Origin of the sequence: Burkholderia catarinensis (assembly GCF_001883705.2) — a bacterium.
In the GTDB taxonomy this organism is placed as follows: Bacteria; Pseudomonadota; Gammaproteobacteria; order Burkholderiales; family Burkholderiaceae; genus Burkholderia; species Burkholderia catarinensis.
The window spans coordinates 97,993-111,429 of the sequence record NZ_MDEQ02000002.1; the positions used below are offsets into that span (position 1 = coordinate 97,993).

Below are 13,437 nucleotides of genomic sequence, written 5' to 3' on the forward strand. Positions count from 1 at the left end.
GATCGACCCGATGCCCGCTCATGCTTCGCCTTTCCCCGCACCGCCGGCCACGTCTCGCGCCGACGCCTCGCGCGCCGGCACGTCGCGCCGCTTTGCGCCGTTCGCGCTGGCGGCGCTCGCCGTTCTCGTGTGTGCGATGTCCGTCGTCGCGCTGTGCGTCGGCGCCTATCGCATTCCGCTCGCGCAAGCGTGGGCCGCGCTGACCGGCGATCCGGCCGCGCAGCAGGCGCGCGCGGTGCTGTTCGACATCCGCGCGCCGCGCGTCGTGCTCGCGCTGCTGGTCGGCGGCGGCTTCGGCGCAACCGGCGCCGCGATGCAGGCGCTGTTCCGCAATCCGCTCGCCGATCCGGGGCTCGTCGGCGTGTCGAGCGGCGCGGCGCTCGGCGCGACGACGATGATCGTGCTCGGCCCCGCGCTCGTTGCCGCACACGTGAGCGCGGCCGCGCTGCCCGTCGCCGCGTTCGCGGGCGCGCTCGCGGTCGCGGCGCTCGTCTACCGGCTCGCCGCGTCGCGCGGCCGGCTCGCGCTGCCGCTGCTGCTGCTCGCCGGCATCGCGATCAATGCGCTGGTCGGCGCGGCGATCGGGCTGCTCACGTTCGTCGCCGACGACGCGCAGCTGCGCTCGCTGACCTTCTGGAGCCTCGGCAGCCTCGGCGGCGCGCAATGGTCCGCGCTGGCGGCCGTCGCGCCGTGCGTCGCGATCGGCTGCGTGCTGCTCGCGCGCGAACGCGATGCGCTGAACGCGCTGCAGCTCGGCGAAACCGAGGCGCTGCATCTCGGCGTACCCGTGCAGCGGCTGAAGCGGCGCGTGCTCGTCGCGGTCGCGCTCGCGGTCGGCGCGCTGGTGTCGTGCGCGGGCATCATCGGCGTCATCGGGCTCGTCGCGCCGCATTGCGTGCGCCTCGCATGCGGCCCCGACCAGCGGATCGTGCTGCCCGGCGCCGCGCTGCTCGGCGCGTTGCTGACGCTCGCCGCCGATCTCGCCGCGCGCACGGTCGCCGCGCCCGCCGAAATTCCGCTCGGCGTGCTGACCGCACTGCTCGGCGCGCCGTTCTTTCTCGTGCTGCTGTGGAAGAGCCGCGGCGCGCTCGGCGGGTAATCCTTTCTTCACGACGACCATGCTGACCGCTCACCATCTCGACGTCGCCCGCCGACACAACGCCATCCTGCGCGACCTGTCGCTGTCGATCGAACCCGGCCGCGTAACCGCGCTGCTCGGCCGCAACGGCGCGGGCAAGAGCACGCTGCTGAAGACCTTCGCCGGCGAACTGACCGGCAGCGTCGCGCCGAACGGCGTGCGCGTGACGGGCGACGTCACGCTGAATGGTGAACCGCTCGCGCGCATCGATGCGCCGCGGCTCGCGTGCCTGCGCGCTGTGCTGCCGCAGGCCGCACAGCCGGCCTTCCCGTTCAGCGTCGACGAAATCGTGCTGCTCGGCCGCTATCCGCATGCGCGGCGCAGCGGTGCAACATCGCACCGCGATCGCGACATCGCGTGGCGCGCGCTCGAACGCGCGGGCGCCGATGCGCTCGTCGGCCGCGACGTCACGACCTTGTCCGGAGGCGAACTCGCCCGCGTGCAGTTCGCTCGCGTGCTCGCGCAGCTATGGCCGGACGACGACGCGATGGAAAGCGGCCCGCGCTACCTGCTGCTCGACGAGCCGACCGCCGCGCTCGATCTCGCGCACCAGCACCGCCTGCTCGACACCGTGCGCGCCGTTGCGCGCGAATGGCAGCTCGGCGTGCTCGCGATCGTGCACGACCCGAATCTCGCCGCGCGGCACGCGGATACGATCGCGATGCTCGCCAACGGCACGATCGTCGCGCACGGCACGCCGCGGGATGTGATGACGCCTGCCCATATCGCGCAGTGCTACGGATTCGCGGTGAAGATGGTGGAATCCGGCGACGGTGCGCCGCCGGTGATGGTGCCCGCTTAGCGCGGGCGTGCATTGCACTCGGGATCATTCGCGCATCCCCTTCGAGGAGACCCCGCGTGCCGCTTCCGATGATCCGCATCAGCCTGTACGTCCGCGACGCCGCGACCGTGTAACTGCCGGCGCGGCCGCGAGCGCTCAATGCTCGACGTCCGCCGCGCCGAAGGCCCGCATCTTCCACCCGAGCCGCACGGCAAGCATCCGCATCGAGAATCCGGCCGCCAGCGCGACCACCGTCGCGAAGCCCGCATCGATGCCGAGATGCTGCATCCCGACATACAGCGTGCCCGTGACGAACGCGACGCTCGCGTACAGTTCCTCGCGCAGGATCAGCGGCATCTCGTTGCACAGCAGGTCGCGCAGCATCCCGCCGCACACGCCCGTGATCGCGCCGGCCAGCACGACGATGATCGGCGCCGTGCCGGTCGCCGCGCCGACGTCGCAGCCGATGATCGTGAACGCCGCGAGGCCGATCGCGTCGACGGTGACGAACAGCGTCTTCATCCGCGCGACATGCCGTGCGGCCCACGACGCGACGGTCGCCGCGACGAGCGTGATCACGAGGTACTCCGGATGGGCGATCCAGCCGAGCGGATAGTGGCCGAGCAGCACGTCGCGCACGGTGCCGCCGCCGAGCGCCGTCACCGCGCCGACGAGCGCGAGCCCGAAGCGGTCCATCCCGCGGCGCATGCCCATCAGCGCCCCCGACATCGCTTCCGCGACGATCGCAATCAGATAGAGCGTATGCATGGTGCGCGTCAGTCGTCGGTCCGGAACAGGTCGAGCACGCGTTCGCGCTCGGCCGCATCGACCGCCGCGGGCATCGGTTCGTCGCGCTTGCCGCTGTCGCCCGATGCGTCCGGCGCATCGGTTGCCGGCGCACCGCCGCACGCAAAGCGGCTGCGGATATACGCCGGCACGTCGGCCGTACACGTGCCGCGCGCGTATTCGGCGTAGACGAAGTCGCCGTCGACCAGCGCGACGTCCTGCGGCGGCGTCGCATCGACGGGCGTACGCCCGTCGACGGCCGTCTTCATGTAGTCGAGCCAGACCGGCAGCGCCAGCGTCGCGCCGGTCGCGCGCCCCATCGGGCGCGGCGTGTCGTAGCCGAGCCACGCGACCGCGACGATGCCCGACGAGTAGCCGGCGAACCACACGTCCTTCGACCCGTTCGACGTGCCCGTCTTGCCGGCCGCGTCGTCGCGGCGCAGCGCAAGCGCGCCGCGCGCGGTGCCGGCCTTCACGACGTCGCGCAGCATGCTGTCCATCACGAACGCGTTGCGCGCCGACACGACGCGCTCGCCTGCCGGCGCGGTCGCCTCGTACATCGCGCCGCCGTGGCGCTGCTTCACCGACAGGATCAGGCGCGGCTCCATCCGCGTCCCGCCGTTCGCGAACACGCTGTACGCGCTCGCGAGTTCGAGCGGCGTCACGGCGCCCGCACCGAGCGCGAGCGGCAGCGACGCCGGATTGCGCTGCGCGTCGAAACCGAAATGCACCGCGTGCTGCTGCACGTAGCGCGCGTCGGTGGCCTGCATCAGGCTGACCGCGACCAGGTTCTTCGAGCGCACGAGCCCGCGCCGCACCGCGATGAAGCCTTCGTAGCGGTTGCCGAAATTGCGCGGACGCCACGGCTGCGCGCCGGTTTCCGCACGTGTGAGCGTGCGCTGCGTATCGTCGACGAGCACGCCCGGGAAGTAGCCCTTCTCCAGCGCCGCCGAATAGACGAACGGCTTGAAGCTCGAGCCCGGCTGGCGGTACGCCTGCAACGCATGGTCGAACACGTTGCGGCTGAAATCCGCGCCGCCGACGAGCGCGAGCATGTCGCCCGTCGCCGCGTCGAGCGACACGAGCGCGCCTTCGAGCCCGTTGCGCGCATCGCGCTTCGCGCGTGGCTGCCGGCTCAGTGTGCGGTCGAGCGCGGCTTCGGCCGCACGCTGGTCGCGCATCGAGATCGTCGTCGTCACGTCGAGGCCGAGCGTATAGGCATCGTCGTGAAAGCGCTCGACCATCATCCGGCGCGCGCGCTCGGCGACGTACGGCGCCGCGACGATCCCGGGCGGCGGCGTGGTTGCCAGCGCGATCGGCGCGTCGACGGCCGCGCGGTACGTCGCGTCGTCGAGCTGGCCGAGCGCATGCATCCGGCCGAGCACGTAGTTGCGCCGCGCGGTCGCGCGCGCCGGATTGACGACCGGGTTGAACGCGGACGGCGCCTTCGGCAGCCCCGCGAGCACCGCCGCCTCGCCCGCGCTCAGCGCGTCGAGCGGCTTGCCGAAATACACGTTTGCGGCGGCCGCGAAACCGTATGCGCGCTCGCCCAGATAGATCTCGTTCATGTACAGCTCGAGCAGCTTGTCCTTGCTGTATTCGCGTTCGAGCTTGGCCGCCATCAGGATCTCGGCGAGCTTGCGGCTCAGCACCTTGTCGCGCGTCAGGTAGAAGTTGCGCGCGACCTGCATCGTGATCGTGCTGCCGCCCTGCCCCGGCTGCCCCGTCACGACGTTCGCGAACGTCGCGCGCGCGAGACCGCCGAAGTCGACCGCGCCGTGCTGGTAGAACTTCGCGTCCTCGGCCGCGAGCAAAGCCTGCCGCATCAGCGGCGGGATGCGTTCGAGCGGCACGAACTCGCGCCGCTCGACGCCGTATTCGGCCAGCAAGTCGCCGTCGCGCGAGAAGATCCGCAGCGGCAGCGCGGGACGATAGACGGCCAGGTGCTCGACGGACGGCAACTGCGTCCAGATGCGCTGGATCGTCCATGCGCCGATGCCCGCGCAGGCGAGCGTCAGGCCGAGCAGCGCGCCCGCGAGCGTGCGCCACGCGCGGCGGCGGCGCGGCGGCGCGGGTTGCGGCGGTGGGGATGCGGTGTGATCGGTCATGTCGGGCTCCTTCTTCGATGCCGCGACGGCCGGCGCGCGATAGGCGCCAACCGGTCACGGAAGGCGCGCATTGTCGAAGGGATGGCGCGAAACCGGAACATTCTTTAGCCAAAGTTTGGCTGGCTAAATTTTATTTAGGAAAGCGCGCCGAGGCCGTTCACGCGACACTTGCGACCCCGTGACGCAGCGTCGGGCGAACCGCGCTGTGCGCGATCCGGTTCGCCTGTACCATCGTCTGATGTTCGATCGATATCTCGGCCTGTGGGGCCTCGTTCCCGACGGCGGTCCGATCCTGACCGCGAGCGGCGGCCTGCTGCCGGTCGTCTGGCACGCGCGGCCCGCGATGCTGAAGGTCGCCACGTGCGACGAAGAGCGCCGCGGCAATGCGTTGATGACCTGGTGGAACGGGCAAGGCGCCGCGCAGGTGTGGCAGCACGACGCCGATGCGATCCTGCTCGAACGCGCGCGGCCGGCGCCGACGCTGGGCGGTTTTTCGGCATCGGGCCACGACGACGACGCGATGCGCATCGCGTGCGCCGTCGTCGCGCGGCTGCATGCGCATCGTGCGCCGCAGCCGCCTGCGGTCGTGCCGCTGCACGACTGGTTCTACGCACTGCTGTCGAACGATGCGGCCGATGGCGTGCTGCGCCGCTCGGCGGCGGTCGCGCGCCAGTTGCTCGCGGAGGCACCCGTCGATGAAGTCGTCCTGCACGGCGACATCCATCACGGCAACATCCTCCACTTCGGCGACCGCGGCTGGCTCGCGATCGACCCGAAAGGGCTGCGCGGCGATCGCGCGTTCGACTACGCGAACCTGTTCTGCAATCCCGCGCCCGACATCGCGGCCGATCCCGCGCGCTTTGACCGGCGCGTCGCGCTCGTGGCCGACGCCGCGCGGCTCGACCGGCGCCGGCTGCTGCAGTGGATTCTCGCGTGGTCGGGTTTGTCAGCCGTGTGGATGATGGAGGACGGCCTGCCGCCCGATACGCGGCTGCAGGTCGCGACGCTCGCGGCGGCCACACTCAACCGATAGCAATACGCATCGCCCATGAGCACAGGTTCATCGTGAATTTCTGGGGAACGCAGCGAAGACTGGCGACTCTCGGCCAGGAAGAGACGTTCGCGCCTGCCGGGGAATGTCCGCTGCTCGGCCCGTACCGGCCGTAACTCTCCAGACAAGCTGCCTCCCTGTGCCGCGCTTCAACAACGGCGTGACCACACGCATAAGCCTTCCCGAGCTGTGACACGTAGCGCTACTTGGACTATCCGTCCGTTCTGCTATACCCAGATCATGAGCTGTGCGCGGCCCACGCGCCGCACGGCGAGTCGAGTGCCCGTTGCGACTGGCGCGACACAGGGGCAACACATCGGTGGGAACTGCTTCTTCGGGCTGGAGGCTGGCAGGAGGCTGACATGGCAAATTACCTGTTCGTAGAATCGCGCGGTCCATATGGTGCCGGAGATACCGAGCACGTCGAGGAACTGGTCAGGGGCATACGCCTGAGGGGAAACACGGTCACGCTGTTCCTGGTTCAGAACGGCGTGCTTTCCACTCGCCCGGGGGCAAAATTCAGCGAGCGATATGCGGATCTGACGCGCAGCGGCGTCACCGTCCTTGCCGATGAATTTTCCCTGCGCGAACGGGCGATCGAACGGCTGGCGGAAGGTGTCCAGAAGGCGGACATCGGACAACTCGTGGATCTTCTCCTAGTGGCTGGGACCAAGGCCATTTGGCACTGAATTAAGGAGAACGTGATGGCTATTGGTATGAAATTGACCCTGGCACTAATGGATCCCCCGTATGAAAAGGCAGCAAGCACGACGGCGCTGCGCATTGTGGATGCCGCACTGCGACGGGGGCACGACGTAACGGTGTTCGCCTACGAAGGTGCAGTCAATCTGACCATGAAGGCGCAAGCCCCACATGCCAATCCAGTCAAGGGCACGTCCGTGGAGGAGGAGGATCACCCGACAACCAGGGACTGGGTGGCAGCCTTGTTTCAACTCGCTGCCCAGCAGGGAGTCAAGTTCGATTGGATCAACTGCGGCCTGTGTGTGGACGAACGCGGCGCAGGTGACTGGATTGAGGGTCCCCGCCGAGGTAGCCCGAAGGATTTTCTCGACTCCGCGATCCAGAGCAACGCTGTGCTGGTAATCCCGACGAAATAGGAGTCGTGCCATGAAAATCCTGAGCATTGTTGAGACAGCGTACCGGGCTACCCTGGAAGAACAGGATGACACCATCCTGTGGCTGAACCATGTGCTGAAAAACGCCGGCGCGGACATCAGCCTGCTGCTGTGCGGAGGCGCCGTGAACTATGCAGCGCGCGGACAGGATGCCACCGGCCTCGCCTTCGGCACGCGCCGGCAGGTCCATCCGCCAGCGCTCGATAAGGATCTGGACAAAATGATCGGCGTCGGCGTTGCCGTGTATGCGGTCACCGAGGACATGCGTGACTGCGGACTGGGACAGGAAGATGTCATCGGCGGCCTGACGCTGCTCGCGCGTGGCGAGATCCCCGTCCTGTTCGATCGCTTCGATCAGGTCTGGCACTGGTAGCGGCTCAAGGCTGCACCGCATTCTGCTGACCGGATGGAATGCTTGCGTTTCGCTCACAACCGTTGCGGCATGCCGTCAGTGGGGTGCCCCGACCATACGCAACGGTCGCTGAGCGGAGAGTTGGGGTGATTCCCGATAGTCGCGTGCAGGCTGGGGAGCGGACGGTCGCGAACTTCGCTGAGCGGCTCCAATGGGTCGACAAGCGGCCTCCACGAAAATCTACGAAGACCTGAAATGAAAAAAAGCCCGCCGGCATGCACCGGCGGGCTTTCGCATCCGACTGCTTGCGCAGCGCTTAACGCGCCGGATTCAGCAACAGGTTCATGTGACGGTTCACATCCTTGTACAGCAGGTAGCGGAAGCGGCCGGGGCCACCCGAATAGCAGGCCTGCGGGCAGAACGCGCGCAGCCACATGAAGTCGCCCGCTTCGACCTCGACCCAGTCCTGATTCAGGCGATAGACGGCCTTGCCTTCGAGCACGTACAGGCCGTGCTCCATCACGTGCGTTTCGGCGAACGGAATCACGCCGCCCGGCTCGAACGTCACGATGTTCACGTGCATGTCGTGGCGCATGTCGCTCATGTCGACGAAGCGCGTCGTCACCCACGCGCCGTCGGTGCCCGGCATCGGGATCGGCTCGACGTCCTGCTCGTTGGTCACGAACGCGTCCGGCAGCGGAATGCCGTCGACGGCCTGGTAATGCTTGCGCACCCAGTGGAAGCGCACCGCGGCATCGCTGACGTTGTGCAGCGTCCAGTCGGCGCCCGGCGGAATGAACGCGTAGCCGCCCGGCTTCAGCACGTGCTTCGTGCCCTGCAGCGTCAGCTCGGCTTCGCCTTCGACGACGAACAGCACGGCTTCGGCGTTCTTGTCCTGCTCGGGCTTGTCACTGCCGCCGCCCGGGTTCACTTCGACGATGTACTGCGAGAAGGTTTCGGCGAAACCCGACAGCGGGCGGGCGATCACCCACAGGCGCGTGTTCGTCCAGAACGGCAGCCAGCTCGTGACGATGTCGCGCATCACCCCCTTCGGGATCACCGCGTACGCCTCGGTGAACATCGCGCGATCGGTCAGCAGATCGGTCTGCGGCGGGTGGCCGCCATGCGGCGCGTAATACGTTGTCTTAGACATATTGCATCCAGGCAATGGGTTGGTCCGGCCCCGGGCGCCAACGGCATCGGGCGGCACGCACGCGCGTGGGGCGCGCATGCGGCGGCGGGACATCGTTGCCGGGGTGGCTTGAAAGCGCATGCGCCTTCGTTCGGTCGGCCACGCTTCGCGACGGGTACGTCCGGTTCATCGGACGCGGCGGCCCATGCTTGTGGGGCCGGCGGCCGGGCCGCGGCGCTCGCGATCATGCGGCGAGGCGCAGCGGACGGCACGGTTCGACTCCGTACGCGAGCATCGCCGACGATAGCGAAGTCGATCTCAAGCGACCAATTAAATGTTGCGATGCCATCCATTCGATTTCCCACTACCCGCCAGCACCCGCGATATGCGGTGCAGAGGCGCTGCGCGGCGGTCCGACCATCAGGGAAATCCTGACGGGCGCGGCAGCGGGAACATTCGCGGGGACGCTGGACGCGACGCGTCCGGCCGGCGCAACGCCGGTGGCGCACACGGGTCGCGATACATCTGGTTACGCGGATTGGAGACGGTCGATGCGCGCGCGGCGGCGGATCGATGCGCCCTGTCGTGGACTGTCGTCAGGCCGGAACGGGCCGACGCGTCGAAGGGCATGCTCGATGGCGATCGCCGATTCTGCCCGGGGCGCATTCAGGCGCGGCAGGCGGTGTCGTCGGGAAGCGGGGAAACAAGGCGGGAGGACGATTGCCGGCCCGTCGATCGGGCACGGGGCAGCGTCTGATGAAACCGGAAAGGGTCGCCGGTCTGGCCGGCGATGGCGGCCCGGCTGGCTGCCGGGCTGCTGCTCGCGTCGGGTGCCGACGCCATCGGCGCGCCGGTGCGCGAGTCGCGCACCGTGCCGCGCCAGCGGCGATCAGTCCCAGTCGCGGTGGTGACGATGCTTGCGGTGATGGTAGCCGCGATCGCCGCGACCGCCGTAATCACGCTCGTACGAGCTGCGCGACATGTTGCCGCCGAGCGCCGCACCGGCGCCGCCGCCGACAGCCGCGCCCAGCAGGCCGCCCGTGCGGCCGCCCATCGCGTTGCCTGCCGCGGTGCCTGCCCCGCCGCCGAGTGCGCCGCCGATGATCGCGCCGGTGCGCTCGCGACGGTTCGACGTCACGGCGCCACCCGCGCCGCCGCCGATCGCGCCGCCAATCACGGAGCCGGTGCTGCCACCGACCGCGCCGCCGACCGCTGCGCCGGCAACCCCGCCGAGCGCGCCGCCAAGCGCGTTGTTCAGGTCACCGGCCATTGCCGGCAGTGCGGTCGCGCCGGTCAGCACGGCGACGACGAGAGTGGGGGCAATTTTCTTCCACATTCCCGTATTCTTCCTTGTTCGCAATCTGGTTATCGGAGGTCCGCTCGGTACGACGATCTGAATCGATCGACGTCGGGTCAGGCATTGTGCCGAACCGCGGACCAATTCATTTCAACGAGCTTGCGGCGAAGAATAGCACCGGTCCCACATCCTTGCCGTGGACATTCTGGTAACAAGTTGTTTACGAATAACGGACCTTGAACACACGCACCGGAATCGCCGGAAACCCGCGCCGGTATTGGCTTCAGCCAGGGTCCGGCCCCGCGGAACGACAGGCCGGCCACGCACGGCGTCGCACGTTTGCGACACACGCGGCAACACATCGGGCACGTGTCGTGAGCCGGCCTCGAAACGATGGCCGGGAAGAAACGAGGGGGTCAGTACACGCCGGGCAGCAGCCGCCAGGTCCGCGCGCAATACGCGTCGTATTCGGCGCCGAATTGCGAACGCAGCAGCGCCTCCTCGGATCGGATCCGCGCGACGAGCGGCACCATCGTCAGCGCGACGAGCAGCAGCCCGACGCCGGAACGGAACGCGAATGCCCAGCCAGCCGCATTGACGAGCAGGCCGAGATAGCTCGGGTTGCGGATCCTGCGATAGATGCCGTACGTCACGAGCGTGTGGCCGGGCTGGATCGCGACGAGCCCGCTGAAACGCTTGCCGAGCACGAACACGGGCCAGATGCGCAGCGCACCGCCCGCGATGTACAGCACGACGCCGGTCCAGCGCGCCGCATCGCCGCCGAAGGTCCAGAAATCGAGCCGGTCGGTTAGCGCGGGCAGATACGCGAGCAGGAACCCGCTCACCGCGAACGCCGCGAGCACCCAGCGGTTGTCGCGGTTCTCGCGCTCGCCGCTGCTCAGGTTGCCTTCGGTGAACATCGCGGCGACGGCCATCGCGAGCGTCGCGACGACGACGACGGTCAGCGGCGGATGCGAGAAGAACGCGGCGAACCCGCCGATGCCGAGCACGGCGAGCCCGAGATAGACGAGCGTGGATACGCCCGACAGGACTGCGACCTTGCGGGTGACTGTCATGGCTGCCTCGCCGGAGTGCGCTTTCCTGTGAAGTATAGGAACCGCGCGCACGATGCGCTGCGCGCGAATCGTCCGGCGAAAGGCGGCGGCCCGGGCCGGTGCGCCCGGGGCCGGATCAGCGGATGCGGAAGTGGCCGCCGATCCCGATGCTGACGGGCGGTGCGTAATACGCCGGCGCATAGCCGTAGTAGGCCGGTGCGGGCGCGTAGCCATAGTAGGCCGGCGCGGGCGCGTAGCCGTACGGCGGCGCGACGTAGCAGCCGGACAGGCCGCCGATCAGGGCAAGCGTGATGAGAAGTCTGGACATGGCTCGATTCCCGGCGCGAAAGACGAATGGCACCTTGCGAAGGCCGCGCCGCCGCGACGTGCGACGGACGGCACGAAGAGGCGATCCGCCCTTCCTGTCGCTCGATGAAACAATGCGCCGAGTCTAGCGCCGGGCTTGCCGGGCCGAGTTTCGCAGGCGGTTACACGTGTTACCTCGCGTGACCGCCGAAACAGTCGACACAGCCGATGCCGGAGCGGCGGCCGGCCGATGCGCCGCCGCCGAGCCGCGCGCGGTCGATGCGTTACACGAAGCGCGCGCGAATGCGCTGCGCGAGTGCTTCGAGCGCCGCCGCGTCGGCAATGTCGCGCGCATGCATCCGCAGCTCGGCGCCTTCCCAGCGCGGGATCACGTGGAAGTGCACGTGCGGGACCGTCTGGCCGGCTGCCGCGCCGTTGAACTGGCCGATGAACACGCCGTCCGGCTCGAGCGCCGCGCGCACCGCCGCCGCGACGCGCTGCGTCATGCGGATGCCGGCCGCGGCCGCGTCGCCGGACAGCTCGAAGATCTGCGCGGCCGGCTCCTTCGGGATCACGAGCACATGGCCGTCGGCCTGCGGCATGAGATCCATGATCGCGAGCGTCGCGTCGTCTTCCGCGACCTTCACGCACGGCAGTTCGCCGCGCAGGATTTTTGCGAACGGGTTGTTGTTGTCGTAGGACATGGCGTTTTCCGATAACGGTTAGGCAGTTGGACTGGGAGATCGATGCCGGACGATTATCGGTCGATGGCGGGCCGGATTTCAACTTGTCAGGCCGTGTCGCCATGGCGGCGAACATTGGACGCCGGCGCGCATGCAACATGCGTAACCGGATGGAATAGGCAGCCGTCGCCATCCGTTTATTGCGAGCGCGGGTTCGCGCGGCAAGCCGGCGAACCCGCGCCGGACACCCGTCGGCTGCGCAGGCCGGCAGCCGGGATGACTGATCGCGATCATCAACCGGAGTCATGCCATGAACCCTCTCCCCTCCTGTCGCTCGCCCGCCCCGTCCGTCTCCGCCGTTCATCCGCCGGTCTTCGCGCACGCCCGTCGCACGATTGCGCGCACGCTATGCCGCGCGGCTTGCGGCGCCGGGCTGGTCGCGTTGTCGTCGGCCTTCGCGTGGGCCGGCGGCAGCGACATCATCCTGCCGCCTTCGTCGGTCACGGCATCGACCGTACCCGCCAACGGCGACGTCAATCCGTACGGCATCGCGTTCGTGCCGCGCGGTGTGCCGACCTGGAGCACGCTGAAACCGGGCGACGTCGTCGTGTCCAACTTCAACGCGGCGTCGAACACGCAAGGCACCGGCACGACGATCGTGAAGCTGTCGCCCGGCAAAACGCCGGCGACATTCTTCCAGGGCAGCAATCTCGGCCTGACGACCGCGCTCACGGTACTGCGCAGCGGCTTCGTGCTGGTCGGCAACGTCCCTGCGCCGGACGGCAAGAACGTGGTCGCACCGGGCTCGCTGCTCGTCATCGGTCCGCAAGGCAATCTCGTCACGCAACTGGTCAGCGCCACGCTGCTCGACGGGCCGTGGGACATGACCGTAATCGATCGCGGGCAGCGCGTGACCGCGTTCGTGTCGAACGTGCTGAACGGGACGGTCGCACGGATCGACCTGGCGATCGGCAACGACGGCGTCTCGATGCTGCCGAGCTCGCGCATCATCGCGTCGGGCTACGTGAACCGGACCGATCCCAACGCGCTCGTCGTCGGCCCGACCGGTCTGGCGTACGACCCTGACGTCGACGTCCTCTATGTCGCCTCCACCGGCGACAACGCGGTGTTCGCGATCCAGAACGCCGCGTCGACGAACCGCAACGGCGGTGTCGGACGGATGATCTACTTCGACGCGGCGCACCTGCACGGCCCGCTCGCCCTGGCGCTCGCGCCGAACGGCCATCTCGTGACCGCGAACGGCGACGCGGTCAATCCCGATCCGCAGCAACCGAGCGAGATCGTCGAGTTCACGGTGAACGGGCGCTTCGTCGCGCAGATGCAGGTCGACACCGTGCCGGGCGCGGCCTTCGGCCTCGCGTTCGGGCGAGGCAGCAAGGGCCAGCCGCAATTCGCGGCCGTCGACGACAACACGAATACCGCGACGGTCTGGACCCTGCGTTCGGACAACGACAACGCACAATGACGCACTTCGTGAACGGGCCGCATCCGGCCCGTTCGAACCTGCGCGATCGACACATGCGATTCGCACACGCCGGGCACCATGCCACCTGAGTGACGCCGCCCGGCGTCGTCACCCCCCGCGATTGCC

14 protein-coding genes are annotated in these 13,437 nt (G+C 68.6%); 7 read left to right on the forward strand and 7 right to left on the reverse strand.

What is annotated here, in order from left to right; genetic code table 11:
* Positions 1–10 precede the first annotated feature (10 nt).
* Entirely contained in the window at positions 11–1,099 is a 1,089-nt protein-coding gene (locus BFF94_RS03625) for a FecCD family ABC transporter permease (protein WP_219139000.1), read from the forward strand.
* A 19-nt stretch (positions 1,100–1,118) separates the two neighbouring features.
* Entirely contained in the window at positions 1,119–1,940 is an 822-nt protein-coding gene (locus BFF94_RS03630) for a heme ABC transporter ATP-binding protein (protein WP_128847438.1), read from the forward strand.
* 135 nt (positions 1,941–2,075) lie between these two features.
* Here BFF94_RS03630 and BFF94_RS03635 read toward each other — a convergent pair whose 3' ends face one another.
* Positions 2,076–2,687, reverse strand: coding sequence for a trimeric intracellular cation channel family protein (locus BFF94_RS03635; protein ID WP_128847440.1), 612 nt, complete (start codon positions 2,685–2,687; stop codon positions 2,076–2,078).
* 8 nt (positions 2,688–2,695) lie between these two features.
* Complete coding sequence (locus tag BFF94_RS03640) at positions 2,696–4,813, reverse strand: penicillin-binding protein 1A (RefSeq protein ID WP_219139001.1); 2,118 nt, start codon at positions 4,811–4,813, stop codon at positions 2,696–2,698.
* A gap of 238 nt (positions 4,814–5,051) precedes the next feature.
* Here BFF94_RS03640 and BFF94_RS03645 point away from each other — a divergent pair, with 238 nt between their 5' ends.
* From BFF94_RS03645 to BFF94_RS03660, 4 genes are all read left to right on the forward strand, one after another.
* Positions 5,052–5,846, forward strand: coding sequence for an aminoglycoside phosphotransferase family protein (locus tag BFF94_RS03645; RefSeq protein ID WP_128846961.1), 795 nt, complete (start codon positions 5,052–5,054; stop codon positions 5,844–5,846).
* A gap of 380 nt (positions 5,847–6,226) precedes the next feature.
* A complete protein-coding gene (locus BFF94_RS03650) occupies positions 6,227–6,553 on the forward strand; it encodes a DsrE family protein (RefSeq protein ID WP_128846955.1) in 327 nt (108 codons plus the stop codon).
* 15 nt (positions 6,554–6,568) lie between these two features.
* Positions 6,569–6,982 carry a DsrE/DsrF/TusD sulfur relay family protein gene (locus tag BFF94_RS03655; protein WP_128846953.1) on the forward strand — a complete coding sequence of 138 codons (414 nt, stop codon included), beginning with the start codon at positions 6,569–6,571 and terminating at the stop codon, positions 6,980–6,982.
* A 10-nt stretch (positions 6,983–6,992) separates the two neighbouring features.
* Positions 6,993–7,373, forward strand: coding sequence for a hypothetical protein (locus tag BFF94_RS03660; RefSeq protein WP_164497757.1), 381 nt, complete (start codon positions 6,993–6,995; stop codon positions 7,371–7,373).
* A 295-nt stretch (positions 7,374–7,668) separates the two neighbouring features.
* Here BFF94_RS03660 and BFF94_RS03665 read toward each other — a convergent pair whose 3' ends face one another.
* The 5 genes from BFF94_RS03665 to BFF94_RS03685 all read right to left on the reverse strand — a co-directional run bounded on the left by BFF94_RS03665 (position 7,669) and on the right by BFF94_RS03685 (position 11,846).
* Positions 7,669–8,505 carry a bifunctional allantoicase/(S)-ureidoglycine aminohydrolase gene (locus tag BFF94_RS03665; protein WP_128846950.1) on the reverse strand — a complete coding sequence of 279 codons (837 nt, stop codon included), beginning with the start codon at positions 8,503–8,505 and terminating at the stop codon, positions 7,669–7,671.
* An 868-nt stretch (positions 8,506–9,373) separates the two neighbouring features.
* Positions 9,374–9,820 (reverse strand): hypothetical protein, encoded by a 447-nt coding sequence (locus tag BFF94_RS03670; RefSeq protein ID WP_219139002.1) that lies wholly within the window; start codon positions 9,818–9,820, stop codon positions 9,374–9,376.
* A gap of 377 nt (positions 9,821–10,197) precedes the next feature.
* Positions 10,198–10,857 (reverse strand): methyltransferase family protein, encoded by a 660-nt coding sequence (locus BFF94_RS03675; protein WP_128843658.1) that lies wholly within the window; start codon positions 10,855–10,857, stop codon positions 10,198–10,200.
* A 115-nt stretch (positions 10,858–10,972) separates the two neighbouring features.
* On the reverse strand, positions 10,973–11,164 hold the full coding sequence (locus BFF94_RS03680; protein WP_219139003.1) for a hypothetical protein: 192 nt from the start codon (positions 11,162–11,164) through the stop codon (positions 10,973–10,975).
* Between the two features lie 262 nt (positions 11,165–11,426).
* Positions 11,427–11,846 (reverse strand): HIT family protein, encoded by a 420-nt coding sequence (locus BFF94_RS03685; RefSeq protein WP_128843659.1) that lies wholly within the window; start codon positions 11,844–11,846, stop codon positions 11,427–11,429.
* 289 nt (positions 11,847–12,135) lie between these two features.
* Between BFF94_RS03685 and BFF94_RS03690 the strand changes: the two genes are divergently transcribed.
* Complete coding sequence (locus BFF94_RS03690) at positions 12,136–13,311, forward strand: YncE family protein (protein WP_128843660.1); 1,176 nt, start codon at positions 12,136–12,138, stop codon at positions 13,309–13,311.
* The last annotated feature ends 126 nt before the right edge of the window (positions 13,312–13,437 follow it).

Coding starts and splice junctions, on each gene's coding strand:
- BFF94_RS03625 (WP_219139000.1), top strand. CDS start 11: ATGCCCGCTCATGCTTCGCCTTTCCCCGCACCGCCGGCCACGTCTCGC.
- BFF94_RS03630 (WP_128847438.1), top strand. CDS start 1,119: ATGCTGACCGCTCACCATCTCGACGTCGCCCGCCGACACAACGCCATC.
- BFF94_RS03635 (WP_128847440.1), bottom strand. CDS start 2,687: ATGCATACGCTCTATCTGATTGCGATCGTCGCGGAAGCGATGTCGGGG.
- BFF94_RS03640 (WP_219139001.1), bottom strand. CDS start 4,813: ATGACCGATCACACCGCATCCCCACCGCCGCAACCCGCGCCGCCGCGC.
- BFF94_RS03645 (WP_128846961.1), top strand. CDS start 5,052: ATGTTCGATCGATATCTCGGCCTGTGGGGCCTCGTTCCCGACGGCGGT.
- BFF94_RS03650 (WP_128846955.1), top strand. CDS start 6,227: ATGGCAAATTACCTGTTCGTAGAATCGCGCGGTCCATATGGTGCCGGA.
- BFF94_RS03655 (WP_128846953.1), top strand. CDS start 6,569: ATGGCTATTGGTATGAAATTGACCCTGGCACTAATGGATCCCCCGTAT.
- BFF94_RS03660 (WP_164497757.1), top strand. CDS start 6,993: ATGAAAATCCTGAGCATTGTTGAGACAGCGTACCGGGCTACCCTGGAA.
- BFF94_RS03665 (WP_128846950.1), bottom strand. CDS start 8,505: ATGTCTAAGACAACGTATTACGCGCCGCATGGCGGCCACCCGCCGCAG.
- BFF94_RS03670 (WP_219139002.1), bottom strand. CDS start 9,820: ATGTGGAAGAAAATTGCCCCCACTCTCGTCGTCGCCGTGCTGACCGGC.
- BFF94_RS03675 (WP_128843658.1), bottom strand. CDS start 10,857: ATGACAGTCACCCGCAAGGTCGCAGTCCTGTCGGGCGTATCCACGCTC.
- BFF94_RS03680 (WP_219139003.1), bottom strand. CDS start 11,164: ATGTCCAGACTTCTCATCACGCTTGCCCTGATCGGCGGCCTGTCCGGC.
- BFF94_RS03685 (WP_128843659.1), bottom strand. CDS start 11,846: ATGTCCTACGACAACAACAACCCGTTCGCAAAAATCCTGCGCGGCGAA.
- BFF94_RS03690 (WP_128843660.1), top strand. CDS start 12,136: ATGAACCCTCTCCCCTCCTGTCGCTCGCCCGCCCCGTCCGTCTCCGCC.